Source organism: Marinactinospora thermotolerans DSM 45154 (assembly GCF_900167435.1).
GTDB lineage: Bacteria > Actinomycetota > Actinomycetes > Streptosporangiales > Streptosporangiaceae > Marinactinospora > Marinactinospora thermotolerans.
Window position 1 is genome coordinate 86,779 of the sequence record NZ_FUWS01000012.1, and the last position, 25,144, is coordinate 111,922.

Here is a 25,144-nt window from a genome sequence, read left to right on the forward strand (position 1 = left end):
GTGACTACCCTGGTCCCAGCAGCCGAGGACGCCCCGGCGACCCCGGGGACCAGCGCGCCCACTCCCACCAGGGTGCCAGAGCCGAACGAAAGGCCGACCATGACCACTCCGTCAGCTCCCGTGCCGACTCCCGCAGACGCGCCCGATCGCAACCTCGCACTGGAACTGGTGCGGGTCACCGAGGCCGCCGCGCTGGCCGCCGCGCGCTGGGTCGGCCGAGGGGACAAGAACGGCGCCGACGGTGTCGCCGTCCACGGTATGCGCCACCTCATCAGCACGGTCTCCATGAACGGCACGGTCGTCATCGGCGAGGGCGAGAAGGACGACGCCCCGATGCTCTACAACGGCGAGCGGGTGGGCGACGGCAGTGGTCCCGAGTGCGACGTCGCCGTGGACCCGATCGACGGCACCCGGCTGACCGCCATGGGCATGCCCAACGCGGTGTCGGTCCTCGCCGTCGCGCCGCGCGGCTCCATGTTCGACCCCTCGGCCGTGTTCTACATGGAGAAACTGGTCGCCGGACCGGAGGCGGCCGACGCCGTGGACATCTCCGCCCCGGTCGCCGACAACGTCCGCGCGGTGGCCGCGGCCAAGGGCGTGCGGCCCCAGGATGTGACGGTGGTCATCCTCGACCGCCCCCGGCACGAGGACATCGTCCGCCAGGTCCGCGAGGCGGGCGCCCGCATCAAGTTCATCACCGACGGCGACGTGGCCGGGGCGATCATGGCGGCGCGCGCCGGCACCGGCGTCGACCTGCTGCTGGGGATCGGCGGGACGCCCGAGGGGATCATCGCGGCGTGCGCGATCAAGTGTCTGGGCGGGGTGATCCAGGGCCGGCTGTGGCCCAAGGACGAGGCGGAGCGGCGTAAGGCGGTGGACGCCGGACACGACCTGTCCCGGATCCTGACGACCGACGATCTGGTCTCCTCCGAGGACGTGTTCTTCGCGGCGACCGGCATCACCGACGGCGAGCTGGTCGACGGGGTCCGTTACGCCGCGGGCGGCGCGACCACCGACTCGCTGGTCATGCGCGGTCGCAGCGGAACGATCCGCCGGGTCCGCAGCGAACACCGGCTGAGCAAACTCGCCACCTACAGCGGTATCGATTTCGACTCCGCGAACTGAACGCGTCCCCGCCGCGGTCCCGGGAATGGCGTTCCCGGGACCGGGAAATCGCGTTCCGCCTTCTCACAAAACCGCAAAGATGCTGAGAGCAGGGGGAATTACCGAAAAAGGGGTTGGTACCTTCGTACGGCATACGTATGCCTTCCGGAGGTTTGATGTCTTATCCCGACCCCCCGAATCAGCCCTCCTGGCCGTCGGCGCCGCCGCCCGGCGGCCAGGCTCCCCCTCCGGGTGCGCCCTTCCCTCCGCCCCAGCCGTCCGGGCCGCGCAGCCGCGCCTGGCTGATCCCCGTCGCCGCCGGTCTGAGCGTGGTGCTGATGGGAACGACCGTGTGGGCCTCCTCCGCGCTGGTCGACAACGTTTTCGGCGGCGCGCAGCCCGAGAGCGCGCTGCCCGCCTCGGCCATCGTCTTCGCCGAGCTCGACCTCAAGCCCACCGGCCGGCAGTGGGCCTCCTACGCCCAGTTCGCCGGAAAACTTCCCGACACCCTCAAGAACGAGCTCGGTGACGTCGAGGAGGGACCGGCCCGCCAGCTCGTCGAGGAGGCCTTCCCCGAGCTCGACTACGACTCCGAGGTGGAGCCGTGGCTCGGCCGGCGCTTCGGCCTGGCCCTGTGGCCCACCAGCACTCCGGGGGCGTCGCTGCCCGGTGACGAGGGGCTCGCCCTCGCGCTCGCGGTCGCCGTCGAGGACGAGGAGGCGGCCGGCGAGGCCCTGGCCAAGGTCCGCTCCCGGCAGGAGCACTTCTTCTTCGAGGTCGACGACGACTTCGCGCTGCTGTCCTACTCCCAAGGCGCCCTCGACGACCTGGCCGCCCAGATGGAGGCGCACGGCTCCCTGGCGGACGCCCCCGACTACTCCTCCGACATGAACGCGATCGGCTCCGACAACATCGCCTCGGCCTGGGCCGACCTGGCCGCGGCCGCGGAGGTCGCCACGACCGCCACGGGCCTGTCCTCCCCTTACGGCACCGGCCCCGACGACTTCGGCGAGGTGAGCGGGCGCCTGGCCATGGCCCTGCGGATCGAGGGCGACTACCTGGAACTGCGCGGTGACGCGTTCGAGGTCACCTACGGCGGCTCCCCCATGGAGGGCCTGGCCGGGGACGATCCGGGGCTCAGCGAGCTGGCCGAACTCCCCGACGACTCGGTGCTGGCGGTGGGCGGGGACAACCTGGACACGCTCGCCACCCGGCTGTGGGAGGACAACCGGGAGCTGCTGGAGGAGATCCCGGAGTTCCCCGACTTCGAGATGGCCCTGGCCGAGATGGGGGTGTCCCTTCCGGGGGACTTCCCCCGGTTGCTGGGAAGCAGGACCGCGTTCGCGATCACCGGTTCGCTGGCGGGTTCCTCGGACAGCTGGTCGTCGGGAACCTCGTTCCAGTACCGCGCCGCGGGGGCCGACCGGGAGCTCTTCGAGGACCTGCTCGCCGGCTCCGGGGGCGGACCGGCTCCCGGCGTGAGCGACGACGGCGGCACCGTGGTGGTGTCCTACGGGACCACCGGCACCGGGCGGCTCGGCGACGATCCGCTGTTCGGGCAGACGATGGCCGGGCTGGAGAAGTCCAACATCGGCTTCTACCTGGACGTTCGCGATGTCCTGGCAGCGGAGGGGCAGGGCGACGCGGCACAGTGGGGGGCTCTCGGCGGCTCGGTCTCCTACGACGACGAGGGGAACAGCTCCCTGGTGGCCCGTTGGGCCCCCAGCGGCGGCGCCTAGAAGGGGCGCGGGGCGGGGCCGCGCCCCCGCCCCGCCGCCGACCTCAGTCGATGAGCCGGCGCCGCATCTGGAAAACCGCCAGGCACCAGACGAGCGCGACGAACGCCAGGATGGCGGCGAAGTGGCCGAGGTCGGCCCATGGCCTGAGGCCGAACGCCGCGTGCCGTACCAGCTCGACGCAGTGGTAGAGGGGGTTGACCTGGGCGAGGGCGCGTGCCCACCCCGGGAAGTCGTCGAGCGGGAAGAAGGTGCCGGCGATGAGGAACAGCGGCGTGATCAGGCCCGAGATGATGTAGTCCATCGTCTTGATGGACGGCACCAGCGCCGACAGCCAGATGCCCAGGAGGGCGAACCCGAATCCGGTCACCAGCGCGATGAGCGGGACGAGCAGCATGGTGCCCCGGGGCTCCAGGCCGAACGCGATCGCGACGAGCAGCGGCGCGCAGCCGTAGACGCCCGACTTCAGCGCGATCCACGAGGCCTCGGCGGTGACCAGTTCGCGCACGTCGACCGGCGCGGCGAGCATGCCCTCGTAGGCGTGCTGGAAGACGCGCCGCACGTAGGTGTCGATCAGGCCGGGGAACATCGAGGTGAATAGGACCGACATCGCCACGATCCCGGTACCGATGAATTCGATGTAGCGGTACCCGCCGATGGCGCCGACCAGCGACCCCATGCCGAACCCGAAGGCGAGCAGGTAGATGACCGGCTCGACGACGGCGGCGAAGGTGGTCGGCGCCCAGCTGCGCCGGTACAGCGCCCATTCGCGGGCGAGCACACCGCGGACCGGGGCGAACTCGAACCGGCCGGGCGGGGTCTGGGGCGGGCGGGCCGCGGGGGTGGTGGTCGTCGTCATTCCACGGTCTCCCCGGTCAGGGTCACGAACACGTCCTCCAGGTTGGCGGCGCGGCGGTCGCCCTCGCCGATCTCGTCGCGCACGGAGTCGGGAAGCTCCTCGGCCCGCAGCACCGCGAGGGAGGCACCGGTACGGCGCGTGGGGAGCCCGGTGGGGCGGAGCAGGCGTTCCAGCCGTTCCAGGTCGGTGGGGGCGGCGGGGAACTCCTCGACGGCGCGTCCGGCGTAGCGTTGGACGAGCTCGGCCGGAGCGCCCCGGCTGACGACGCGGCCCTTGGCCATGAGCGCGACCTCGTCGGAGAGGCGCTCGGCCTCCTCGATGTAGTGCGTGGACATCAGGACGGTGACACCGTCCTCGCGCAGTTCGGTGATCAGTCCCCACAGCTCCTGACGGATCTGGGGGTCCAGACCGACGGTGGGCTCGTCGAGGAGGACCACGCGCGGCCGGTGGACCAGGCCACGCGCGATGAGCAGGCGCCGCCGCATGCCGCCGGAGAGCTTGTCGGTGCGGGTGTCGGCGCGGTCCTCCAGGTGGGCCATGCGCAGGGCCCGCTGGACCGCCGCCGGACGTTCGCCGCGGGGAACCCGGTACAAGTGGGTGAACACCGTCAGGTTCTCCCGGACCGTGAGCTCCTCGTCGAGGTTGTCGTGCTGCGGGACGACCCCCATGAGCGCGCGGGCGCGCTTGGACTCGCGTGGGATGCGGTGGCCGAGGATGGTGATCTCTCCCTCGTCGGCGCGGCTTTGGGCGGTGAGCATCCGCATGGTGGTCGACTTGCCCGCGCCGTTGGGGCCGAGAAGTCCCAGCACGGTCCCGGCCGCCACCTCCAGGTCCAGCCCGTCCACCGCGGTGAAGGAGCCGAAGCGCTTGACCACCCCGCGCAGGGAGACGGCGGAGGAGGTCGCGGGCGCGAGGGTTTCGGAGGGGGCCCGGAGCCGAGACGAAGTCATGAGGACAAGCTAGAAGCCGTCTCCCCGGTTTATCCAGCGATTTTCCCCCGTGCCGCCGTGCCTTGCCGTGGGATTCACGCCGCGGACGCGGAAGATGCCGGTCCGGGGAAAAGAAAACGAGAGGGGAGGATGGATATTCGCGATCCTCTTTCGGGGAAGGCGTACGTCGAATGGATCGGTCTTCCCTCCGCGATGCCGCCACCGCCGTTCCCGTCGACGGGGCGACAGGAACGTAACGCCGTCAAAGGGAGAATACGGATAACGTGATGTTCGTGAACGAGAGTGTGCCGCCGGCCGGTCTGCGGGCCGCCAACGCCGATCGGGAGCGTGTCCTGGAGGTCCTGCGCGCGGCCGTGGCGGACGGTCGTCTGGACCTCTCGGAGTTCGACGAACGGGCCGACCGGGTGAACGCGGCGCGCACCCTGGGGGACCTCGCCCCGGTGACCGCCGACCTGCTTCCGCCGGAGCGGCAACCCATCCTGCTGGACGAGGCCCCGGTGGCGGCGCTGTTCGGCAACCAGACCCGTTCGGGACGCTGGGTGGTCCAGGCCCGGCAGGTGGTGTTCGCGCTGGGCGGTACGGCCGAGGTGGACATGCGCGAGGCCCTGTTGGTCCGCGGCCACATTCGGATGACGGCGTCGGCCCTCTTCGGCCGGATCCGACTCCAGGTCCCCGAAGGGGTCGAGGTGCGGGTACGCGGCTGGTCGTTCCTGGGCCTGCGGAGCACGTCGACCCGGCCGCCGCGGTCCGGGGACGCGCCGGTCCTGGAGATCCAGGGGTTCTCCCTGCTGGGCAGCCTGCGCGTGAGTTCGCCCCGGCGCCGCCGTGGTCTGCTGGGCCGGGGCCGGGAGCGGCGGGGACTGGCCTGAGCCTCCCTGACCGCCCACGTCCCGGCCCACGCGGAACTGAGACTTCCACCACTCGCCGCCGGGGCGGCGCCCTTCCCCCGCGCCGGCCCGCCACGCGAAACCGCGCCCTTCCGCGTGGGACGCGCCCGCCGGCGCCGGTCCCCGGGGGATGGTCCGCCGCCACCCCGGTTGTGAATCCGTGTGTCCGTGCCCGGGGGCGCTGACACGACCTCACCTGCCCATCTGGCAGTCTTGAACGCAGGTTTCCGTGGAGGTGTCTTACATCTATGAGTGAGTTCCGCATCGAGCACGACTCGATGGGCGAGGTCAAGGTCCCCGTCGACGCCAAGTGGCGCGCGCAGACACAGCGCGCGGTGGAGAACTTCCCCATCTCGGGGCAGGGGCTGGAGCACGCCCACATCGCCGCGCTCGGCCACATCAAGGCCGCCGCCGCGAAGGTCAACGCCGAGCTGGGGGTGATCAAGGCCGACCTCGCCGAGGCCATCCGCGAGGCCGCCCTGGAGGTCGCCGAAGGCAAGTGGAACGACCAGTTCCCCGTCGACGTGTTCCAGACGGGCTCGGGCACGTCGAGCAACATGAACACCAACGAGGTCGTCGCGACGCTGGCCAGCGCCCGCCTGGGGGAGCCGGTCCACCCCAACGACCACGTCAACGCCTCGCAGTCGTCCAACGACGTCTTCCCCTCCTCCATCCACATCGCGGCGACCTCGGCCGTCATCAACGACCTCATTCCGGCGCTGCGCCACCTGGAGGGTGAGCTCTCGCGCAAGGCCGAGCAGTTCGCCACCGTCGTCAAGAGCGGCCGGACGCACCTGATGGACGCCACCCCGGTGACGCTGGGGCAGGAGTTCGCGGGCTTCGCCGCTCAGGTCCGCTACGGCGTGGAGCGTCTGGAGAGCGCCCTGCCGCGCGTGGCCGAGCTGCCGCTGGGCGGGACCGCGGTCGGCACGGGCATCAACACCCCCGAGGGCTTCGCCGCGCGGGTCATCGCCGAGATCGCCCGCGAGACGGGGTTGCCACTGACCGAGGCGCGCGACCACTTCGAGGCCCAGGGGGCCCGTGACGGCCTGGTCGAGCTGTCCGGCCAGCTGCGCACGATCGCGGTCGGCTTCGTCAAGATCGCCAACGACATCCGCTGGATGGGTTCGGGCCCGCGCACCGGTCTCACCGAGATCTACCTCCCCGACCTCCAGCCGGGTTCCTCGATCATGCCGGGCAAGGTCAACCCGGTGCTGTGCGAGGCGATGCTCCAGGTCGCCTCTCAGGTCGTCGGCAACGACGCCGCCGTCGCCTTCGGTGGCGCCAGCGGCAACTTCGAGCTGAACGTCCAGCTGCCGCTGATCGCGCGCAACGTCCTTGAGTCGATCCGACTGCTCGCCAACGTGTCGCGGGTGTTCGCCGACCGTTGCGTCGCCGGCATCGAGGCCAACGAGGAGCGCTGCCGCGAGTACGCCGAGTCCTCCCCCTCCATCGTCACGCCGTTGAACCGCTACATCGGCTACGAGGAGGCGGCGAAGGTCGCCAAGCAGGCGCTCGCCGAGCGCAAGACGATCCGCCAGGTCGTCATCGAGCGCGGTTACATCGCCGACGGCAAGCTGACCGAGGCCCAGCTCGACGAGGCCCTCGACGTGCTGTCGATGACCAACTCCGGGCGCTGAGGTCTTCAGCTGCTCCGCCGGGCCGGCGTTCCCTTGGGGGCGCCGGCCCTTTCCGTCCGCTTTTCGTCCTCCCCCTCCCTCAAGAGGCCGCGGCGAAGTGCGCTGCCGTGGAACCCAGTCCCCACCGGGCGCGAGCGTCCTCCCGGCCGTCGACGCCGTCTCATCCCGGCGGGGACCGCCGCGGCCCCGAAAGGCAGCGACATGGCCTCCCCGCCCGACACCCGCGTCATCGCCGGGCGCTATCAGATCCGCAGACGGCCCGGTCGCGGCGGCATGGGCGCCGTGTGGCAGGCGTGGGATCCGACCCTGGAACGCGAAGTCGCGATCAAGGAGATCCTGCTCCCCGAGGACTCACCGAGGCCGAACGCGAGGAGTACCGGGCGGTCATCGAGGAGGTCTCCCACTCCTTCCGTCCCCATCCGTGACGAAGGACCCGCGGACGAGTCCGCGGGCCCTTCATCACGTTCGGGTCAGTACCAGTTGTTGGCCTGCGAGTGCTCCCAGGCGCCACACGGGGTGCCGTAGCGGTCCGAGATGTAGCCCAGCCCCCACTTGATCTGGGTGGCGGGGTTGGTCTGCCAGTCGGATCCGGCGCTGGCCATCTTGTCGCCGGGCAGCGCCTGGGGGATGCCGTACGCCCCGGAGCTGGGGTTCTGGGCGCTGGGGTTCCAGTTGCTCTCCTTCTCCCACAGCGGTTCCAGGCAGCTGAACTGGTCGGAGCCCCAGCCGTAGTCGGCGAGCATGGCCTGGGCGATCGACTTGGGGTCGCCGGAGGGGGCCGGCGCGCCGCCGCCATCGTCGGTGCTCTCTTCGCCGGCGGGCTCCTCCTCTTCCTCGGGCTCCTCCTTCTCTGCCTGGACGGAGACGGCGGCCCGGATCGAGGCGGCCCCGCTGGCCTCGTCGCGCTGCGCGCGGGCCTCGTTGATCCGCGCCTCGCGCTCTTCGGCGGGGAGATCCTGCGCCTCGGGGAAGAAGGACGCGGTCGAGGCGGTCTCGGAGGGCTGCGGGAGGGCCGCGGAGGCGGCCTGCTCCGGCGGAGTACCACTGTCGGCGAACGCGGAGATGGCGAATGCGCCGCCGCCGACGAGGACGGCCGCTCCGACGGCACCGGCGGCCCGCAGCGAAATCCGGTTGAGTAGCAAGGACTGCCCTTTCGTCAGTCGCGCGCCCGGTGTTTCGCGCGCGATCGACCCCCGGTCTCCGGTGGGCGGGGAGGAGGTTCGGGAGCGGCGGGAACTGTGAGGGGACCGGCCGCCGGCTCCACCGGGATCTCTGCGCGGGCTTTCGGGCCGTCGGGGGCCGCACAACCGCGCTTCGGGGGTTCCTTCTGGACGGCCCCCAGCCTGCCGCATGATCACGGGCGAGTAACACCAAATCCACGGTGGGGTGGATCACACTACATAGCGTCATACAGCAGGCGGTGTCACGACCAGGCGGTTATTACGAAGTGTGAAAACCTTCGATACGGTCCGCCCGGATCACAGGGGTTTCAGTCCATGCGCCCCGGAACCGGCGGAACGTTGAACCCCTCCATGGCGATGCGCTCGCCGTCGACCCGCAACAGGGTCAGGCCGACCGAGCGGACCGCGGGCATCGCGCGACGGTACTCCTTCAGCGGGATGCCCATGGCCGAACAGAGCACCAGGCGGATCAGCGTCCCGTGGGCGACCGCGAGCACGCGACGTCCCTCGTGGCCCCGGCCCACCTCCACGACCCACTCCACCGCGCGCTCGGCGGCCTCACGCGGGTCCTCCCCGCCGGGAAAGTGGTCGGTGACCGGATCGGCCCGGAACCGGCGCGCCACCTCCTCGTCCACCTCGTCGAGGGTGCGCCCCTCCCCGATCCCGAAGTCGACCTCGCGTAGCCGCGGGTCCACGGTCGCCTCGACACCGACCGCCGCCACGACCGGCTCCATCGTCTGCCGGGTGCGCCTCAGCGGCGAACAGAACAGGGCGGACGGCGCGAACTCCCGCGCCCAGCCGGCCAGCTCACGCGCCTGTCTACGGCCGACCTCGTCGATGGGGATGTCACTCGACCCGACATAACGGTGGTCGGCGTGCCAGGGCGTGCGGCCATGCCGGGCGATCGCCACCGTGGTGCTCATCGCGTCCTCCCCTCCGCCGGACTCACGGCCCTCCCCTGACCGGTTCGGACCGGAGCAAACGGAAGGGCCCCGGTCCGCGGAGCGCGGACCGGGGCCGACCCGGCCCTACTTCTCGGGGCGCAGTGTCCTCGTCCACAGGGACCGGCCGTCGATGTCGCGCAGGTGGACGGTGAACTCCCTGCTGCGCGGGTCGATCTCGACCTCCCCGAAGTGCTGGAATCCCTCCATGGGCGAGGCGTTGGCCCGCGGCGGCGCGTTGACGAACACCTCGCGCGGCCCGAAGGTCGGGTCGAGCCGGTTGGGGCCGAAGGCCCCTGCGTGCAGGGGACCCGACACGAACTCCCAGAACGGAGAGAAGTCCAGGTGGGTGGTCGCCCGGTCGGGCGAGTAGTGGTGGGCCGCGGTGTAGTGGACGTCGGCGGTCAGCCAGACCACGTCGGTGACCCCCCGGCGGTGCAGGTGGTGCAGCAGCCACTGGATCTCCGCCTCGCGCCCCAGCGCCTGTCCCGGCAGGTCGTTGGCGACGCCCTCGATCGCCTCCCCGTCGGGGATGACCACGCCGACCGGCATGTCCGAGGCGATGACCTTCCAGGTGGCCGTGGAGGCGGAGACCTGCTCCAGCAACCAGCGGGCCTGGGTGTCGCCGAGGACCCGCTCGTAGGGCAGCGAGCCGCCGGAGTTGGCGTCCCGGTAGGTCCTCATGTCGATGACGAACACGTCCAGGTGCGGGCCATAGGAGATCTTGCGGTAGATCCGGCCGTCGACCGCCTCCCGGGCGATGATCGGCTGCCATTCGTGGAACGCCCGGTGCGCCCGCCGCGCCAGGGTGTCGACGTCGCGTTCGGTGTAGACCCCCTCGGGCAGGATCTCGCCGGGGTACCAGTTGTTGGTGACCTCGTGGTCGTCCCACTGGACGATCTGCGGCACCCTCGCGGAGAACGCGCGCAGCGCCTCGTCGGACAGGTTGTAGGCGTACTGCCCGCGGAACTCGGCGAGCGTCTCGGCGACCTTGGACTTGGCCTCGGACACCACGTTGCGCCACACCCGCCCGTCGGGGAGTTCGACGCGCTCGGCTATGGGGCCGTCGGCGTAGCAGGTGTCCCCGCTGTGCAGGAAGAAGTCGGGGTCGCGCTCGGCCATCGCGCGGAAGATCCTCATCCCGCCGAAGTCGGGGTTGATGCCCCAGCCCTGTCCGGCCACGTCACCGCCCCACACGAAGCGGATGGGCTCGTCCTCGCCGCCGGGCGTGCGGAAGGATCCCTCGACGACCTCACTGCGCGTCCGCTCCGTTTCGGCGTGTACGCGCAGGTGGACGCGGGTTCCGGGCTTCATACCGGTCAGCCGGATCCGGCCGGTGCCGTCGCTGCCGGGGGTGAGCTGGGGTCCGCGGACGGTGCGGGCGTTCTTGAAGTCGGGGCGGGTCGACACCTCGACGACCATCCGCGCGGCCCGGTCGGCGCGGGTCCACACGACGGCGCCGTCGGTGCGCGGGTCGCCGATCTGGATGCCGTGGGTGAGGACCGGGCGGTTACGTCCCTGGGCGAAGGCGGGCGCGGCGCCGGAGAGGGCCACGGCTCCCGCCCCCACCGCTCCGGCACGCAGCAGGGTTCGTCGGGACAGGGGGTGAGGGGACATCAGGCGCTCCTCCGGCTCGGAGACGGACGCCTAGAGGTTGTATCGGGGGCCCGCATCGCGGACCCCAATTCCGCTCGAATGCCGCGTGAACAGCCGTCCGGCCCCGCGCGTGGAGCCGGACGGCTCGCCCGATCAGCCCTCCAGCATCTCCGTGACCAGTGCCGCGATCGGCGACCGCTCGGACCTGGTCAAGGTGACGTGGGCGAACAGCGGGTGCCCCTTGAGCTTCTCGATCACCGCGACCACACCGTCGTAGCGGCCCACCCGCAGGTTGTCCCTCTGGGCGACGTCGTGGGTCAACACCACGCGGGAGTTCTCACCGAGCCGGGAGAGCACCGTCAGCAGCACGCCCCGTTCCAGGGACTGCGCCTCGTCGACGATGACGAACGAGTCGTGCAGGGAGCGCCCGCGGATGTGGGTCAGCGGCAGTACCTCCAGCATCCCCCGGTCGACGACCTCGTCGATGACGTCCTGGGTGGTCAGCGCCGAGAGCGTGTCGTGGACCGCCTGCGACCAGGGGGTCATCTTCTCGTACTCGCTGCCCGGGAGGTAGCCGAGGTCCTGGCCGCCGACGGCGTACAGCGGCCGGAACACGACGACCTTGCGGTGCAGGCGGCGTTCCAGGACCGCGTCCAGGCCGGCGCACAGCGCCAACGCCGACTTTCCGGTGCCCGCCCGGCCGCCGAGCGAGACGATGCCCACCTCCGGATCGGTGAGCAGGTCCAGCGCGATGCGCTGTTCGGCGCTGCGGCCGTGCAGCCCGAAGACCTCGCGATCGCCCCGCACCACCTTGACCGACTTGTCCGGCAGGACCCGGCCGAGGGCCTTGCCTCGCTCCGACACCAGCACCAGACCGGTGTGGCAGGGCAGCTCACGCGCGGCCTCGATCTCGGCCGTGCCGTCCTCGAAGAGTTCCTGGATCTCGTGAGCGGGCACCTCCAGCTCGGCCATGCCGGTCCAGCCGTGCTCGATCGCCAGCTCGGCGCGGTACTCATCGGCGGCGAGCCCGATCGAGGACGCCTTGATCCGCAGTGGCAGGTCCTTGCTGACGAGGACGACATCGTGCCCCTCGGCCCCGAGGTTGCCGGCGACCGTCAGGATCCGGGTGTCGTTGTCGCCGAGCCGGAATCCGGCCGGCAGGACGTTGGGATCGCTGTGGTTGAGCTCGACACGGAGGGTCCCACCCTGGTCGTTGACCGGTACCGGGACGTCCAGGGAGCCGTGGGCCACCCTCAGATCGTCCAGTCGGCGCAACGCCTCGCGGGCGAAGTAACCGAGTTCGGGGTGGTGCCGCTTGCTCTCGAGCTCGGTGACGACCACGATCGGCAGGACGACGTCGTGCTCGGCGAACCGAGTGATCGACATCGGGTCGGCCAACAGGACGCTGGTGTCGAGCACGTAGGTCCGCCGTTCGCCTGCCTCGCCGGAGGAAACAGCGGACGGAAGGTCGCGGCGGTGGGACGAGGAACTAGCCACGCGTTCTCCCCTTGGGCGCCTCAAGGGCACCCTAGACTCACGGGATTCCAAGGACCGGGTCCAGCCCCGAAAGGGCCGGGACCGGCCCTTGTCACGTTGGGTTCCTGTGTCCAGGACCGTCAATGAGTCGGGGCCTCCCGAACGGACGGATGCGCACCGTCCGCTGGTACCGACGCTACCCGGCGCGCGCAAAAGAGCAAGACCCGTGGAATTCCCGGCGTGTGAACACCGGGTTACCGTGACGGTTCCCTGGTCGGGGACAGGAGAGAACGGGAAGCCGCCGGGGTCACGTGCCGAAGCGTCGGTGCCGCACGCCGTAGGAGCGGAGCGCGCGCAAGAAGTCCACCTTGCGAAACGCCGGCCAGAAGACCTCGCAGAAGTAGAACTCCGAGTGGGCGCTCTGCCAGAGCAGGAAGCCGGAGAGGCGCTGCTCCCCCGAGGTCCGGATGAGGAGATCCGGGTCGGGCTGGCCGCGGGTATAGAGATGCTCAGCGATGTGCTCGGAATCGAGGCGCTCGGCGAGCTCCTCGATGCCGGTGCCCTTCGCCGCCTCCGCGAGGAGGAGCGACCGCACCGCATCAGCGATCTCACGCCGTCCTCCATACCCCACGGCGACGTTCACAATCAGACCGGGATAGCCGGATGTGGCCGATCCAGCCTCTTTCAGGACAGCAGCGGTCTCTCCCGGCAGGAGGTCGAGCGCGCCCATGGGGTTGACGTGCCACCCCTCGCGCTGGAGACGGCGGACGGTGTCCTCGATGATCCGCAGGAGGGGGTCGAGCTCCTCGCGCGCCCGGGACAGGTTGTCGGTGGACAGCAGCCAGAGCGTGACGACCTGGACGCCGACCTCGTTGCACCAGCCCAGCAGCTCGAAGATCTTGTCCGCGCCGGCCTGGTGCCCCTTGTTGACGTTGGCCAGTCCGCTCGTCTTGGCCCAACGCCGGTTGCCATCGAGGATGACCCCCACGTGCCGGGGGGTCTGGCAGGACTGGAGCTTGCGTTCCAGTCGCCGCTCGTACAGCCAGTAGAGGGGATCACGCAGCCCCATGACTAGCACCTTTCCCGCTGCTCCGACAGCGCATGATCGTTCCGGTCCCCGGCGCGGACCCCCCTCACGCCGTCGCCTGACCCGACCGCGGTGACGATCGGGGATCAGGCCGCGCTGAGCGACCTGCGCACGTGCTTGCGCCCTTCGTGGATGCGCAACTTCACCGTGCCCAGCGCGAGGTCGAGCTCCTCGGCGATCTCCCCGTAGTCCATCTGGAACAGGTCCCGCAGGACCAGGGGGACGACCAGGTGCGGACGGTCGCGTTCCAGACGGTCCAGCGCCTCCAGCAGATCGATGCGCGAGCCCGCGACGACACTGGTGGTCCGGGGATCACGTTGACGTGGGATGGGCTCGGCTCCGGTGGTCGGCTCCGCCGATCTCCGTTTCATCGACCTGTAGGTCTGCCGCGCCGAGTTCGACACCACCGTATACAGCCACGTGGTGAACAGCGAATCACCGGTGAAACCGGTAATGCCCGCGGCGACCCGCGCCAGGGCGTCTTGGCAGGCCACCTCGGCGTCCTGCCGGTAGGGCAGGAAACGCGCGCAACGGCGCAGCACCTCGGGCTGGACGCGCCGCAGCAGCTCCTCCAGCGCCGTCTTGTCCCCGTCCCTCGCCCTGCGCGCGAGTTCTTCGACGGAGTCGGTGATCGTAGGGCTGGGACGGCGCGCCTCGGGGACGACCGCTCCTCCCGCGTCTGTGTTCCGCACGACTGACAACTCCCCACTGGGAACGGTTGGTTGGGTATTACACGCGCGACCCCCACCCGGGGGTTCACGCGGCGGACACCCTGTCACGCCCCAGCCGGGAGAGGGCCGGTCCACATCGATCTTGGGACGGCCCGATGTCGCCGTGGAGGCGGGGCCGTCCCCAAGATCATCTCGGAAGAGTCGAGCGCGCGAGAACGGGTGGGGGCTCAGCCCCCGTCGGCGGCCAGTTGCGCGACGAGCTCCCCCACGGTGGTGACCGGCAGGCGGCAGGTGAATCCCCGGCAGACGTAGGCGGTCGGCCGGCCCTCGACGAGCGGACGTCCGCGCAGCAGGCCGATCCCGCCGTCGTCGGCGCCGTCGCCGCGGCTGACCACGGCGCCCGGCGAGGTCGCCATCAGCGCGGCGCGGTGCAGCGCCTCGGTGTCGGGGTCGCCGGCGGGGCCGACGACCGCGATCTCCAGCGGGCCGGCCAGCCGGGCCTCGGCGACCGCCAGCCCCCACCCGGCGAAACGGGGGGCCTTCTCCGCGAGGAGCGTCACCGTTGCCAGCGCCCTCTCGGCTGCCTCGCGGTGTCGCGTCGAACCGGTGAGCGCCGCATAGGACAGCAGGGCCCCGGCCGCGGCCGTCCACCCCGAGGGGGCGGCGTTGTCCGTGGGGTCCTGCGGCCGGTTGAACAGTCCTTCGGCGTCGTCGGCGGTGTCGTAGAAGCCCCCGCGACCGTCGGAGAAGCGCTCCAGGACGGTGTCGAGCAGCCGTCCCGCCACGTGCACCCACCGCGCCTCCCCGGTGACGGCGTGGAGGGTGAGCAGTCCTTCGGCGACGTCGGCGTAGTCCTCGAGCACCCCCGCGCTCGGGCCGAGTGTCCCGGCCCGCGAGGTCCGGCCCAGACGGTCGCCGGTGACGTGGAGGTCGGTGAGCAACCGGGCGGCGTCACGCGCCCGGTCGATCAGGTCGGGGCGGTCCAGCAGCGCGCCGGTCTCGGCCAGGGCGGCGACCGCCAGGCCGTTCCAGGCCGCCACGATCTTGTCGTCTCGGGCCGGGGGCACCCGCTCGGCCCGCGCGCGAAGAAGCGCGTCGCGGATCCGGGCGTAGCGGTCGGGGTCGTCCGGGTCGGTCGGGAGCCGCAGCACCGAGGTGCCGCGTTCGAAGGTCCCCCCGTCGGTGACGCCGAACAGCCGCGCCGCCCAGGCCCCGTCCTCGTCTCCCAGGACGGCGCGCAGCTGGTTAGGGGTCCAGACGTAGTAGCGTCCCTCCTCCCCCTCGCTGTCGGCGTCCAGGGCGGAGGCGAACCCCCCTTCGGGGGTGAGCAGGTCGGCGACCATCCAGTCCGCGGTCTCCAGGGCCACCCGGCGGGCGAGGGCGTCCCCGGTGGAACGCCACAGATGGGTGTAGGCGCGCAGCAGCAGCGCGTTGTCGTAGAGCATCTTCTCGAAGTGGGGCACCACCCACCCGGCGTCCACGGAGTAACGCGCGAATCCGCCGCCGAGCTGGTCGTAGATGCCGCCTCGGGCCATGGCGTGCGCGGTGTGGACGGCCATCTCCAGCGCGGTGCCGCGCGTCTGCGCCGCCTCCCCGTTGAGGTGTGCGGGGTCGCCGGTACGCGCGTGGTGGCGCAGCAGGAACTCCAGCAGCATGGAGGGCGGGAACTTCGGCGCGCCGCCGTAACCGCCGCCGGAACGGTCGTAGGTGTCCTCCAGTCCGCGCACGGCGGCGTCGAGTACCGCCGCGTCGGGCGGCTGGGCTCCGGGCAGGATCCGGGGGGCGCTGAGCGCGTCCACCACGCGCTGGCCCTGTCCGACGACCCCCTCCCGGTCCTCCCGCCAGGCCTGGGAGACGCTGAACAGCAGCCGCTGGAAGTGTTCGCGCGGGAAGTAGGTCCCGCAGTAGAAGGGGGCGCCCTCGGCGGTGAGGAAGACCGTCATGGGCCAGCCGCCCTGGCCCGTCATCGCCTGGGTGGCCTCCATGTAGACCGCGTCGATGTCGGGGCGTTCCTCGCGGTCCACCTTGATGTTGACGAAGCCGGCGTTCATCATCTCCGCGGTACGCGGGTCCTCGAAGGACTCGTGCGCCATGACATGGCACCAGTGGCAGGCCGCGTAGCCGACCGAGAGCAGGACGGGCACGTCGCGGCTCCGGGCCTCGGCGAACGCCTCCTCCCCCCACGGATACCAGTCGACGGGGTTGTCGGCGTGTTGGAGCAGATAGGGGCTGGTGGCGTCGGCGAGACGGTTCGGCATGTCCCCACTCTGCCCCACGGCGCGTCGGCGACACACGGCCGGTCGCGGTGTCAAGGGATGGGTGTTCTGTCCGTGGGGAGAGGGACGGGGGGAGGAGCGGTTCCTAGGGTGGGGCCATGCGCATCGACCGGTTGGACCATTTGGTGTTGACCGTCGCCGACATCGAGACGACGGTGGACTTCTACAGCTCGGTGCTCGGCATGAGGGTGGTGAGGTTCGGCGAGGGGCGCACCGCGCTCGCCTTCGGTCGCAGCAAGATCAACCTGCACCAGGCCGGACGCGAGTTCGAGCCGAAGGCCGCCCGACCGCTCCCCGGCAGCGCCGACCTGTGCCTGGTCGCGGTCGAACCCCTGGAGCAGGTGATCGAGGAGCTCGCCGCGCACGGTGTTCCCATCGAGGAGGGGCCGGGCGAGCAGCCCGGGGCGACCGGCCCGATCCTCAGCGTCTACTTCCGGGATCCCGACCACAACCTGATCGAGGTCTGCACCTATCGCTGAGTTCCGCCCCCTCCGGCCGGGGCGGGGCCGTCGCGCGGCCTAGTCGCCCTTGCGGCTCAGCTCCTTCCACGCTTCGGCCTCCGCCCGGCGCGCGTCCTCGGCCTGGGCCGCGAGCTCGTGGGAGTAGCCGCCGACGGCCAGCCTCCGCGGCGGCTTCTCCAGGTCGAGGAGTTCCATGAGTACCGGGGCGGCTTTGGCCGGCGGCGGGTCCTGCACGCCGCTCCACATCTGCGTGAGGCGGGCGCGTAGCCCGGCGTAGGCCGGATGCTCCTCGGTGGCGGTGGTGCCCCTGGTGAAGAGCTCGGTGTCGTAGGAGGTGGGCTGTAGAACGGTCACCTTGATCCCGAACTCCTCGACCTCCAGGGCGAGGGCCTCGCTGATGGAGTCCAGCGCGGTCTTGCCCGCGGAGTACATCCCCACGCAGGAGAAACCGCCGAATGAGCCCACGGTGGCCACCTGGACGATGTGTCCTGATCCCTGCTCCCGCATGAGCGGTACGACGGCCTGGCACACCCACAGCGGGCCGAAGAAGTTGACGTCCATGTGCCTTCTCGCCTGCTCCTCGGTGACCTCCTCCAGCATCCCGTAGAGCATCTGGCCGGCGTTGTTGACCACGACGTCCAGGCGGCCGTAGACGTCGAAGGCCCGCTGGACGCCCGCCAGGACCTCGTCGCGGTCGGTGACGTCGAGGGGGGAAGGCGTGCAGCCGTTCCGGGAAGCGGGCGCGCAGGTCGTCGAGGGGGGTGACGTCGCGCGCGACGCCGATGACGCGCTCCCCCGCCTCCAGGGCGGCCTCGACGAACGCGCGGCCCAACCCGCGCGAGGCACCCGTGACGAACCAGGTGCGTTCGGCGGTTCGGGACCGCTGTCCGGTCGGGGTCATTCCCTCTCCTTTCCGAGACGAGACGTCTCGTCTTGTTTGATGGGCCCATCCTGCCCCGCGGGCCCGTTGCCCGTCAAGTCGCCCCCTCCGCGCGCGGGATGGGAGACGGCGAGGGGCCGTTCGGCGCCAACGCGCCGAACGGCCCCTCGCCCACGACCGGTGGCCCCGCCCCTGGCGGTGGCCGCTCCGGCTCAGTCCTCGTGCTTGTCCCCCGCGGCCAGGAAGGTCCCCGACCTCGTCACCGACAGGTGCCGGCGCATGCTCTTCATCAGGAAGTACAGCGCGGTGGCGATCCCCGCGATGACGATGAAACCGAGGACACCCGGCGTGATGTCGGCCTTGAAGTCCGCCGAGAGGCTGGCCAGATACAGTGGTGCGGCGTTCATGTCCATCATGTTCTCACCGTCTCCCGGACCCCTGCGAAGAGGTCGTCCTCGGGAAGTTCGGTGTCGACCAGCGAGCGCGCCAAGTGGTAGTCCTCATAGGGCCACGCCTCGCGCTGGATGTCGAGCGGGACCGCGAACCAGAAGCCGTTCGGGTCGATCTGGGTCGCGTGGGCGATGAGCGCACGGTCGCGTGTCTCGAAGTGCTCGCCGCACTCGACCTGGGTGGTGATCTCCCACTGGGGGAAGTTCCGGTCCTTCATCCGCTCGATCCACTCGGCGAACGGATTGGTCAGACCGCGCTCGGCCATGATCTCGGCGATGCGCTCGAACCTTTGGCGCGGGAACGAGACGTGGTAGTAGAGCTTCAGCGGCTGCCACGGCTTGCCCGTACCGGGATAGCGATCGGGGTCGCCCGCGGCCTCGAACGCCTCGACCGAGACCTTGTGACACATGATGTGGTCGGGGTGAGGATAGCCACCCTGCTCGTCGTAGGTGATGATCACGTGCGGGCGGAACTCGCGGACCGAACGGACCAGGGGTTCGGCCGCCACCTCCAACGGCTGCACGGCAAAGCACCCCTCGGGCAACGGGGGCAGGGGGTCGCCCTCGGGCAACCCCGAGTCGATGAACCCGGAGAACTCCTGGCGGACGCCAAGAATCTGACGGGCCTGCTCCATCTCCTTACGACGGACCTCGCCGATGTTCTCGCGAATCTCGGGCCGGTCCATCGCGGGGTTGAGGATGGAGCCACGTTCCCCACCGGTGAGTGTGACGACCAGTACGTCGGCACCCTCGTTGACGTAGCGGACCATGGTGGCCGCGCCTTTGCTGGACTCATCGTCGGGGTGGGCGTGAACGGCCATCAGCCGCAAGCGCTCAGACAACGGACATCCCCTTGGGTGGATAGCGAAAGCCGACGTCGACCGCTCCGGGAACCGCGCGGAAGACGCGCCGGTCCCGTCCAAGTGGGGGTGGAGCGGGAGCCTGCTGGACCGGAGCTATCTTAGACAACGTAGACCCCACGTTCGGAGATTCCCGTATGCAGCCGAAGCCCTCTGACCACGCATCCGACGCCGACGGGCCGGCTCCCGCACCCCGACGCCGTCTGGGCAACCGGCCGGTCTTCTTCGTCCTGGCCGTCCTGGCTGCCGCGATCTTCACCGTCGGTTGGGGAACAGCGTTGCTGGGCTACAGCGGCACCCTCAACCAGGCGCACTACCAGACGATCGCCTGGAAGGTCGACTCCGCGACCGAGGCGAGTATCACCTTCCAGGTCAACGCCCGGAACCCCACCCTGTGCCTCATCACCGCCACCGACGCCCAGCACGTCCAGGTGGGGCAGACCGAGGTGGCCGTCGAGGCGGGACTGCGTGACGTCAGGGCGACCGTCGAGACGGTCCGCGAGGCCACCTCGATTCAGGTGGCCTCCTGCCGGGAACAGGAGCCGGCGGAGGCTTCCGGGGAGTGACCCGAGCGGCCTCTCCGGCCGTCCGGACGCCAGGGGAAAAGATTCTCTTGCCCAGCCTGTCACCTCCGCAAACCCGGGAGGCGCATGGCCTGGGGAGCAGGGTTTCATGCCCCTGGTTTCCAGGGGGCTCGGTGCTAATCTCGTAAGTTCAGCCGCGTTCATGAGGTAACGCGGTCACTAGACGCACCAAGGGAGTTCCCGTGACCGAGACCCGAGATGACAACGTCACCTGGCTCACCCAGGAGGCGTACGACCGGCTCACAGCGGAGCTGGAGCACCTGTCGGGGCCTGGTCGCATCGAGATCGCCGACCGGATCGAAGCCGCTCGGGAAGAGGGCGACCTGAAGGAGAACGGCGGCTACCACGCCGCCAAGGAGGAGCAGGGCAAGATCGAGGCCCGCATCATCCAGCTCCAGAGCATCCTGAGTAACGCGCGCGTCGGCGAGGCTCCGCGCAGCGCCGGCGTTGTCGGCCCCGGTATGACCGTGACCATCAAGTTCGAGGGTGACGACGAAGAGGTCACCTTCCTGCTCGCCTCCCGCGAGGAGAGTGGCGCGCCGATCGACGTCTATTCGCCGAAGTCGCCACTGGGGAGCGCCATCAACGGCAAGAAGGTCGGCGAGAAGGCCACCTACACCCTCCCCAACGGTCGCAACCTGACGGTCGAGATTCTCGACGCCGTCCCCTACGGCGGGGCATAACCCCTGAAGCGTCAACGCGGAAGGGGTGGCCACGGGCCACCCCTTCCGCGTTGGGGCACTCTTCACCGTCTCCCGCCCCGTCCGAAGCGACGATAATTCCAGAGTGCACTCCTCCCCTTCTTCTTGGAATCCCGGACCCTCCTCCCCCGCCCCCGTGGGCTACAGCGGCGCTCCCGGTCCCCGTCCCGCGGGTTTCAGCGCGCGCCTGATGGCCAGGATCGTCGACTACGTGCTGATAGCCGTCCTCGCCCTCCTCTTCTTCCTCGGGGTGGTCATGCTCCTGACCATGACCACCCCGCCGGACGAACCCTTCACCGTCGCCTTCGTCGACGCCTGGACCCTGCTGTTCCTGTTCGGTTGGGGGCCGCTGACCCTGCTGTACGACTGGCTGTTCCACGCCGGCTGGGGGATGACCCCGGGCAAGGCCCTGCTGCGCATCCGGGTGGTCCGGGCCGAGGACGCCGGGCGGCCGGGCCAGTGGCGCACCCTGGGCCGCGCCGCCCTGTTCGGCCTGCCCCAGTCGGTGCCCTGCCTGGGACACGTCTTCACGCTCGTCGACTGCGTCTGGGCGGGGTTCGACGGCCTGGGCCGGTCACTGCACGATCGGGCGACGCGCACCCTCGTCGTCCGCTACTGATCCGGCGGGCGCCAGGGGGGCGTGGTGGGGCGGTGCCTCGTCGGGAACCGTCGTCTCCCCCGCCGTGCCGCACACCTCGACGTCGGCGTCCTCCTCGGCGAAGACGGCGGGCACGTACTCCCCCGCGGCGAGGCGGTACCACTCGTCCTCGGTGCCGCGGGGACCGCTCACCTCGTCCCCGTGGACCCGGCAGGCCACATCCACCACCACTCCCGAGGCCGCGCTGCCGACCTGGCGGGCCCCGCTCCGGGGCTGGGAGCGCAGCTCGACCGTTCCGCCGTTCTCGGCGCTGAGATGGACCGGATGGCTGATGCGGCCGGTCCACAGGTAGTCGACGTCGACCCATCCGCCCCGTTCGGCTCCGAGCACCTCCTGGAACGTCCCGTCGGCGAGGTCGATGCCGGCCGGGTCCAGCACGTCGCGCGCGAACCCGTCGACGCCCCCGTTGTAGCTCTCCTCGTAGGCGGCCTGGGCCTGCGGTTTACCCCTTGGCAGGTCGGTCCACATCTCCCGGCGCGCGTTCCAGTGGTCGTCCTTGACGTTCCACGGCCCCACGTCCCACACCGGGACGTAGGCGCAGCGTTGCTCACCGCACACTCGCACCACGTACTCGCCACCGTCGCGTGCGGCCAGGGGACGGCGCGACGGTAGAGCGGCGAAGCGGTCCGCGACCCGGATCTCGTGGCCGTTGGCGGTGACCTCTCCCTCCCGGCCGATCCGGGTGGCGTACAGCCGGGCGGAGAAGGGCTCGGCCGGCAGCGCGCGCCGTTCGGCGGCCCCGACGCGCGGACGCAGCCGTACCGCGCTCACCCTCGCGTCCTCACGCGCCGCCGAGGGACCCAGTCCGATGCGCACCTGGAGCTGGTCGACCGGCACGGGCAACACGACCCGACGGGACCGACCCCCCGTCGGCGACGGCGCACCACGCCACTCGGTCCAGTGCCCGTCGGCGCGCCTGCCCCGTACCTCCACGAGGAGGTCGTGTCCACTGGCCGTCGACTCGACCGCGATCTCGGCGGCCCCGGTCCGGTACCCCAGGGCGCGCGCCGGGAACGTGGCGAGCGCGGCCGGAGCGGCGGCGCGGGCGTCGCGTAGCGAGGCCCCCATCGGCGCGCGCTCGGCGTTCTCGACGCCCAGTCCGTTCTCGTCCAACAGGGCGCCGACCCGTTCGGCCGCGGCCAGGTCCTCGGTGAACCATCCGGCGTCGCGGTCGGGCCACGTCGCCGCCACGGCGGCGCCCCGGTGGGGGCTCGGCGTCGTCGCGAGCACGAGCGTCCCCAGCAGGGCGACGGCCCCCCATCTCCTCCAGGCGTGCACCACTTCCTCCATCCCACGAGCGCGTTCGACCACGAACAGTAAGCATGCAGCAACGCTCGGCGACGAAGACGGCGCGCCGGGGAGCCCGGCCCTCATCGGTAAAGCTTGCGGAGAGGTCAGCTCTCGAAGGCGAGCAGGCAGGCCGTGAGCCCGTGCAGGTGGTTGCGTCCGGCCACGGGACCGATCTCGCCCGCGGCGAAGAACCCGGTCACCGCCTCGATGCCGAGGGTCTGACGGACACAGCGCACGTCGTGGTCGGCCGAGGAGAACATCGCGGCCCCCCGGCCGTTGCACGAGAACAACAGGGCCGCCCGGGTACGGCCGCCGGTGTCCTCCCCGAAGGAGCGCAGCCGTTGCAGGAGGTCGTCCTCTGCGGTGTCATGGTCCCGGACCTGGAAGCGGACGGTCTGCCCCACCTCGGCCACGTCCCCGATCGTCAGCGCCCCGGATTCCGGATCGGCGCCGATCAGGGCGCGGATCAAGAAGTCTCCCTGTTCGTGCTGGTCGGCGTACTCGTCCATCGCGATGCCGATGTGCAGCCCCTGCGTCAGCAGGTCCTGTTCCTCCGGTGGCAGCGCGTTGACGATCTGCTCCAGTTTGCGGTAGGCGGGGGTGCCCGCGAGTTCCAGCACGGTGTTCCCCTCGGCCGCCGTCACCACCATGGACGGCCCGATGGGGCGGCACCCCTGGCTGACGGTGGTGCCCACGACCCCCTCCCCGCCCAGGAGGAGGCCGACCGCGCCGTTGTCGACGGTGTGCCCGTCGGCGAACAGCCGGACCGACTCCCGGCCGCGAAGCCCATCAGCGAGCCCACCGACGATCGGCAGTCCGCCCAGCACGGCCGTCGAACGGCGCACGAACGAGTGCGCCGGGAACTCGTAGGGATCGGCCAGGAGCAGGGCGACCCGGTCCTCGGGGCCCGGCTCGACCATGCCGACCACCGCCAAGTGGTCGCCTTCGGGGATGGTGTCGAGCCGGAACGGGGTGATCGCGACCCCGGGCAGCATCGCCGCCCAGACGCTGACGGCCCCCTCGCCCTCGACACCACGGCCGCCGCCGATCACGCCGGTCGAACTGCACCCGATCGTGGTGGCCTCGCCGGCCAGCGCCATGGCGCGCTCGGCCGCCAGCTCCACCTCCTCGGGGTCGGCACCGGAGACGAACACGCACACGAGGTCGGCCGCGCCATCGAGCGGGGCGAGCGCCCCGCGCACCGCGCGCTCGGCCGCGCTCACGAGGTCGGCCCCCGTCGCCAGAGCATCGCCGAACCTGGCCACCGGCAGCCCCCTCACGTCCGTCCGTGCCGCGCACACCCGGGTCCATGCTCCCGAGCCGCTTCGGTGAAACCTCCGCGTGGACGATCTTGTTCCCTTCTCCTGCCCACTACCCCCGTGGTGGCGCGCGTCACCGGCCTGTCCCCCGCGTCTGCATAGACTCGTCCCCATGTCCGCCGCCACACGGGAATCCGCTCCCCGCCCCACCACCCTCGGCGCGCTGCGCGCCCGTGGGCACGCCCACCGCACGGTCCGGGCCGAGATCCGCGAGAACCTCCTGGAACGTATGCGCGCGGGGGTCGACCGGTTCCCCGGCATCGTGGGGTTCGACTCCACCGTGCTGCCCCATCTCGAACGGGCCCTGATCGCCGGCCACGACGTCGTGCTGCTGGGAGAGCGGGGGCAGGGGAAGACACGGCTGATCCGGACGATCGCCGGCCTGCTCGACGAGTGGAGCCCGGTCGTCGCGGGCTGCCCGATCAACGACTCGCCCCACGCGCCGGTCTGCGCCCGTTGCCGCGGAATGGCCGCCGAGCTCGGCGACGACCTGCCGGTGGCCTGGCGGCACCGCGACGAGCGCTACGGCGAGAAGCTCGCCACCCCCGACACCAGCGTCGGGGACCTCATCGGCGACGTCGACCCGGTCCGGCTCGCCGAGGGACGCAGCCTGGGCGACCCCGAGACCGTCCACTACGGGCTGATCCCGCGCGCCAACCGGGGCGTCTTCTGTGTCAACGAGCTGCCCGACCTCGCCGCGCGCATCCAGGTGGCGCTGCTCAACGTGCTGGAGGAACGCGACGTCCAGATCCGTGGCTACACCCTGCGCCTCCCCCTGGACGTGCTGGTGGTGGCCAGCGCCAACCCCGAGGACTACACCAACCGCGGCCGGATCATCACCCCGTTGAAGGACCGTTTCGGGGCGGAGATCCGCACCCACTATCCGCTCTCGCTCGACGACGAGGTCGGGCTCCTCCTCCAAGAGGCCGACCTCCCCTCGCGCGGTCCGGCCGTCCCCCGCCATCTGGTGGAGATCGTCGCCCGGTTCACCCGCCTGGTCCGGGCGTCGTCCGCGGTGGACGCCCGTTCGGGGGTGTCCGCCCGCTTCGCCATCGCCGCGGTCGAGACGGTCGCCGCGTCGGCCGCCCGCCGCGCCGCCTTGTGGGGCGAGGAGCCCGCCATGGCCCGGGTGTGCGACCTGGCCCCCGTCGTCGAGACGCTGCGCGGCAAGGTCGAGTTCGAGGTCGGCGAGGAGGGACGCGAGTCGGAGGTGCTGACCCATCTGCTGCGTCGCGCGACGGCCGAGACGTTCCGGCACGTGCTGGGCGGTGTGGACCTGGGTCCACTGCTGGAGCGGTTCGCCGAGGGGGGCACGGTCGAGTCGGGCGAGTCGGTCACCGCGGCGGAGCTGCTGCGGCGGGTGGGACCGTTGCCGGGACTGGCCGAGCTGGTCGCCCGGGTCGCGCCCGAGGACGAGGGGCCGGGCGAGACCCCGGGGTACGCGGCGGCCGCGCTGGAGTTCGCGCTAGAGGGGCTCTACCTGAACCGCCGATTGTCAAAGGACGACCTCGCAGACCGCTCGGTCTACCGATTCTGAG

At 71.0% G+C, this 25,144-nt stretch carries 23 protein-coding genes; 9 read left to right on the forward strand and 14 right to left on the reverse strand.

The window, feature by feature from the left end; translation table 11 throughout:
• Window positions 1-99: 99 nt before the first annotated feature.
• Both glpX and B5D66_RS20310 read left to right on the forward strand, forming a co-directional pair.
• Window positions 100-1,125, forward strand: a complete 1,026-nt coding sequence (gene glpX, locus B5D66_RS20305; protein ID WP_078763386.1) for a class II fructose-bisphosphatase — start codon at window positions 100-102, stop codon at window positions 1,123-1,125.
• A 155-nt stretch (window positions 1,126-1,280) separates the two neighbouring features.
• Window positions 1,281-2,843, forward strand: coding sequence for a DUF3352 domain-containing protein (locus B5D66_RS20310; RefSeq protein ID WP_144390228.1), 1,563 nt, complete (start codon window positions 1,281-1,283; stop codon window positions 2,841-2,843).
• A gap of 43 nt (window positions 2,844-2,886) precedes the next feature.
• On the opposite strand, the gene B5D66_RS20315 is transcribed toward B5D66_RS20310, so the two are convergent.
• On the reverse strand, window positions 2,887-3,699 hold the full coding sequence (locus B5D66_RS20315; protein ID WP_078763388.1) for an ABC transporter permease: 813 nt from the start codon (window positions 3,697-3,699) through the stop codon (window positions 2,887-2,889).
• The gene (locus B5D66_RS20320; protein ID WP_200813727.1) at window positions 3,696-4,649 is read right to left on the reverse strand and encodes an ABC transporter ATP-binding protein; all 954 of its coding nucleotides are present in this window, start codon (window positions 4,647-4,649) and stop codon (window positions 3,696-3,698) included. Before B5D66_RS20320 ends, B5D66_RS20315 begins: the two co-directional genes overlap by 4 nt.
• Window positions 4,650-4,921: 272 nt before the next feature.
• On the opposite strand from B5D66_RS20320, the gene B5D66_RS20325 reads away from it, so the two are divergent.
• Together B5D66_RS20325 and B5D66_RS20330 are read left to right on the forward strand one after the other, a co-directional pair.
• Window positions 4,922-5,518 carry a DUF1707 SHOCT-like domain-containing protein gene (locus B5D66_RS20325; RefSeq protein WP_235001123.1) on the forward strand — a complete coding sequence of 199 codons (597 nt, stop codon included), beginning with the start codon at window positions 4,922-4,924 and terminating at the stop codon, window positions 5,516-5,518.
• A gap of 266 nt (window positions 5,519-5,784) precedes the next feature.
• Window positions 5,785-7,176 carry a class II fumarate hydratase gene (locus tag B5D66_RS20330; RefSeq protein ID WP_078763389.1) on the forward strand — a complete coding sequence of 464 codons (1,392 nt, stop codon included), beginning with the start codon at window positions 5,785-5,787 and terminating at the stop codon, window positions 7,174-7,176.
• A 470-nt stretch (window positions 7,177-7,646) separates the two neighbouring features.
• Here the strand turns inward: B5D66_RS20330 and B5D66_RS20335 are convergent, their stop codons facing one another.
• The 7 genes from B5D66_RS20335 to B5D66_RS20365 form a co-directional block, all read right to left on the reverse strand.
• Window positions 7,647-8,318, reverse strand: a complete 672-nt coding sequence (locus B5D66_RS20335; RefSeq protein WP_078763390.1) for an aggregation-promoting factor C-terminal-like domain-containing protein — start codon at window positions 8,316-8,318, stop codon at window positions 7,647-7,649.
• Between the two features lie 347 nt (window positions 8,319-8,665).
• Window positions 8,666-9,280, reverse strand: a complete 615-nt coding sequence (locus tag B5D66_RS20340) for a histidine phosphatase family protein (RefSeq protein WP_078763391.1) — start codon at window positions 9,278-9,280, stop codon at window positions 8,666-8,668.
• A gap of 105 nt (window positions 9,281-9,385) precedes the next feature.
• Window positions 9,386-10,915: an alkaline phosphatase D family protein gene (locus B5D66_RS20345; RefSeq protein ID WP_078763392.1), complete on the reverse strand. Its 1,530-nt coding sequence runs from the start codon at window positions 10,913-10,915 to the stop codon at window positions 9,386-9,388.
• Window positions 10,916-11,047: 132 nt separating this feature from the next.
• Window positions 11,048-12,313, reverse strand: coding sequence for a PhoH family protein (locus B5D66_RS20350; RefSeq protein WP_078763393.1), 1,266 nt, complete (start codon window positions 12,311-12,313; stop codon window positions 11,048-11,050).
• Between the two features lie 364 nt (window positions 12,314-12,677).
• A complete protein-coding gene (locus B5D66_RS20355; RefSeq protein WP_078763394.1) occupies window positions 12,678-13,439 on the reverse strand; it encodes an isoprenyl transferase in 762 nt (253 codons plus the stop codon).
• A gap of 104 nt (window positions 13,440-13,543) precedes the next feature.
• Window positions 13,544-14,149 (reverse strand): RNA polymerase sigma factor, encoded by a 606-nt coding sequence (locus tag B5D66_RS20360; RefSeq protein ID WP_078763395.1) that lies wholly within the window; start codon window positions 14,147-14,149, stop codon window positions 13,544-13,546.
• Window positions 14,150-14,355: 206 nt separating this feature from the next.
• On the reverse strand, window positions 14,356-16,386 hold the full coding sequence (locus tag B5D66_RS20365) for a thioredoxin domain-containing protein (protein WP_078763396.1): 2,031 nt from the start codon (window positions 16,384-16,386) through the stop codon (window positions 14,356-14,358).
• A 116-nt stretch (window positions 16,387-16,502) separates the two neighbouring features.
• On the opposite strand from B5D66_RS20365, the gene B5D66_RS20370 reads away from it, so the two are divergent.
• The gene (locus B5D66_RS20370) at window positions 16,503-16,883 is read left to right on the forward strand and encodes a VOC family protein (protein WP_078763397.1); all 381 of its coding nucleotides are present in this window, start codon (window positions 16,503-16,505) and stop codon (window positions 16,881-16,883) included.
• A 39-nt stretch (window positions 16,884-16,922) separates the two neighbouring features.
• Here B5D66_RS20370 and B5D66_RS20375 read toward each other — a convergent pair whose 3' ends face one another.
• The 3 genes from B5D66_RS20375 to mca all read right to left on the reverse strand — a co-directional run bounded on the left by B5D66_RS20375 (window position 16,923) and on the right by mca (window position 19,036).
• A complete protein-coding gene (locus B5D66_RS20375; protein ID WP_200813729.1) occupies window positions 16,923-17,711 on the reverse strand; it encodes an SDR family NAD(P)-dependent oxidoreductase in 789 nt (262 codons plus the stop codon).
• A 246-nt stretch (window positions 17,712-17,957) separates the two neighbouring features.
• Window positions 17,958-18,152, reverse strand: coding sequence for a hypothetical protein (locus B5D66_RS20380; RefSeq protein WP_078763495.1), 195 nt, complete (start codon window positions 18,150-18,152; stop codon window positions 17,958-17,960).
• Between the two features lie 5 nt (window positions 18,153-18,157).
• Entirely contained in the window at window positions 18,158-19,036 is an 879-nt protein-coding gene (gene mca, locus B5D66_RS20385) for a mycothiol conjugate amidase Mca (RefSeq protein ID WP_078763398.1), read from the reverse strand.
• Between the two features lie 155 nt (window positions 19,037-19,191).
• Here mca and B5D66_RS20390 point away from each other — a divergent pair, with 155 nt between their 5' ends.
• The 3 genes from B5D66_RS20390 (at window position 19,192) to B5D66_RS20400 (ending at window position 20,958) form a co-directional block, all read left to right on the forward strand.
• Entirely contained in the window at window positions 19,192-19,620 is a 429-nt protein-coding gene (locus B5D66_RS20390; RefSeq protein WP_078763399.1) for a DUF4307 domain-containing protein, read from the forward strand.
• Window positions 19,621-19,820: 200 nt separating this feature from the next.
• Window positions 19,821-20,321 carry a transcription elongation factor GreA gene (greA, locus tag B5D66_RS20395; RefSeq protein WP_078763400.1) on the forward strand — a complete coding sequence of 167 codons (501 nt, stop codon included), beginning with the start codon at window positions 19,821-19,823 and terminating at the stop codon, window positions 20,319-20,321.
• Between the two features lie 208 nt (window positions 20,322-20,529).
• A complete protein-coding gene (locus B5D66_RS20400; RefSeq protein WP_078763496.1) occupies window positions 20,530-20,958 on the forward strand; it encodes an RDD family protein in 429 nt (142 codons plus the stop codon).
• Here B5D66_RS20400 and B5D66_RS25550 read toward each other — a convergent pair.
• Window positions 20,914-22,308, reverse strand: a complete 1,395-nt coding sequence (locus tag B5D66_RS25550) for a hypothetical protein (RefSeq protein WP_159457294.1) — start codon at window positions 22,306-22,308, stop codon at window positions 20,914-20,916. The two genes, B5D66_RS20400 and B5D66_RS25550, sit on opposite strands and share 45 nt — an antisense overlap.
• Window positions 22,309-22,391: 83 nt before the next feature.
• Window positions 22,392-23,552: an FIST signal transduction protein gene (locus B5D66_RS20410; RefSeq protein ID WP_078763497.1), complete on the reverse strand. Its 1,161-nt coding sequence runs from the start codon at window positions 23,550-23,552 to the stop codon at window positions 22,392-22,394.
• 166 nt (window positions 23,553-23,718) lie between these two features.
• On the opposite strand from B5D66_RS20410, the gene B5D66_RS20415 reads away from it, so the two are divergent.
• Entirely contained in the window at window positions 23,719-25,143 is a 1,425-nt protein-coding gene (locus tag B5D66_RS20415) for a sigma 54-interacting transcriptional regulator (RefSeq protein WP_078763401.1), read from the forward strand.
• The last annotated feature ends 1 nt before the right edge of the window (window position 25,144 follow it).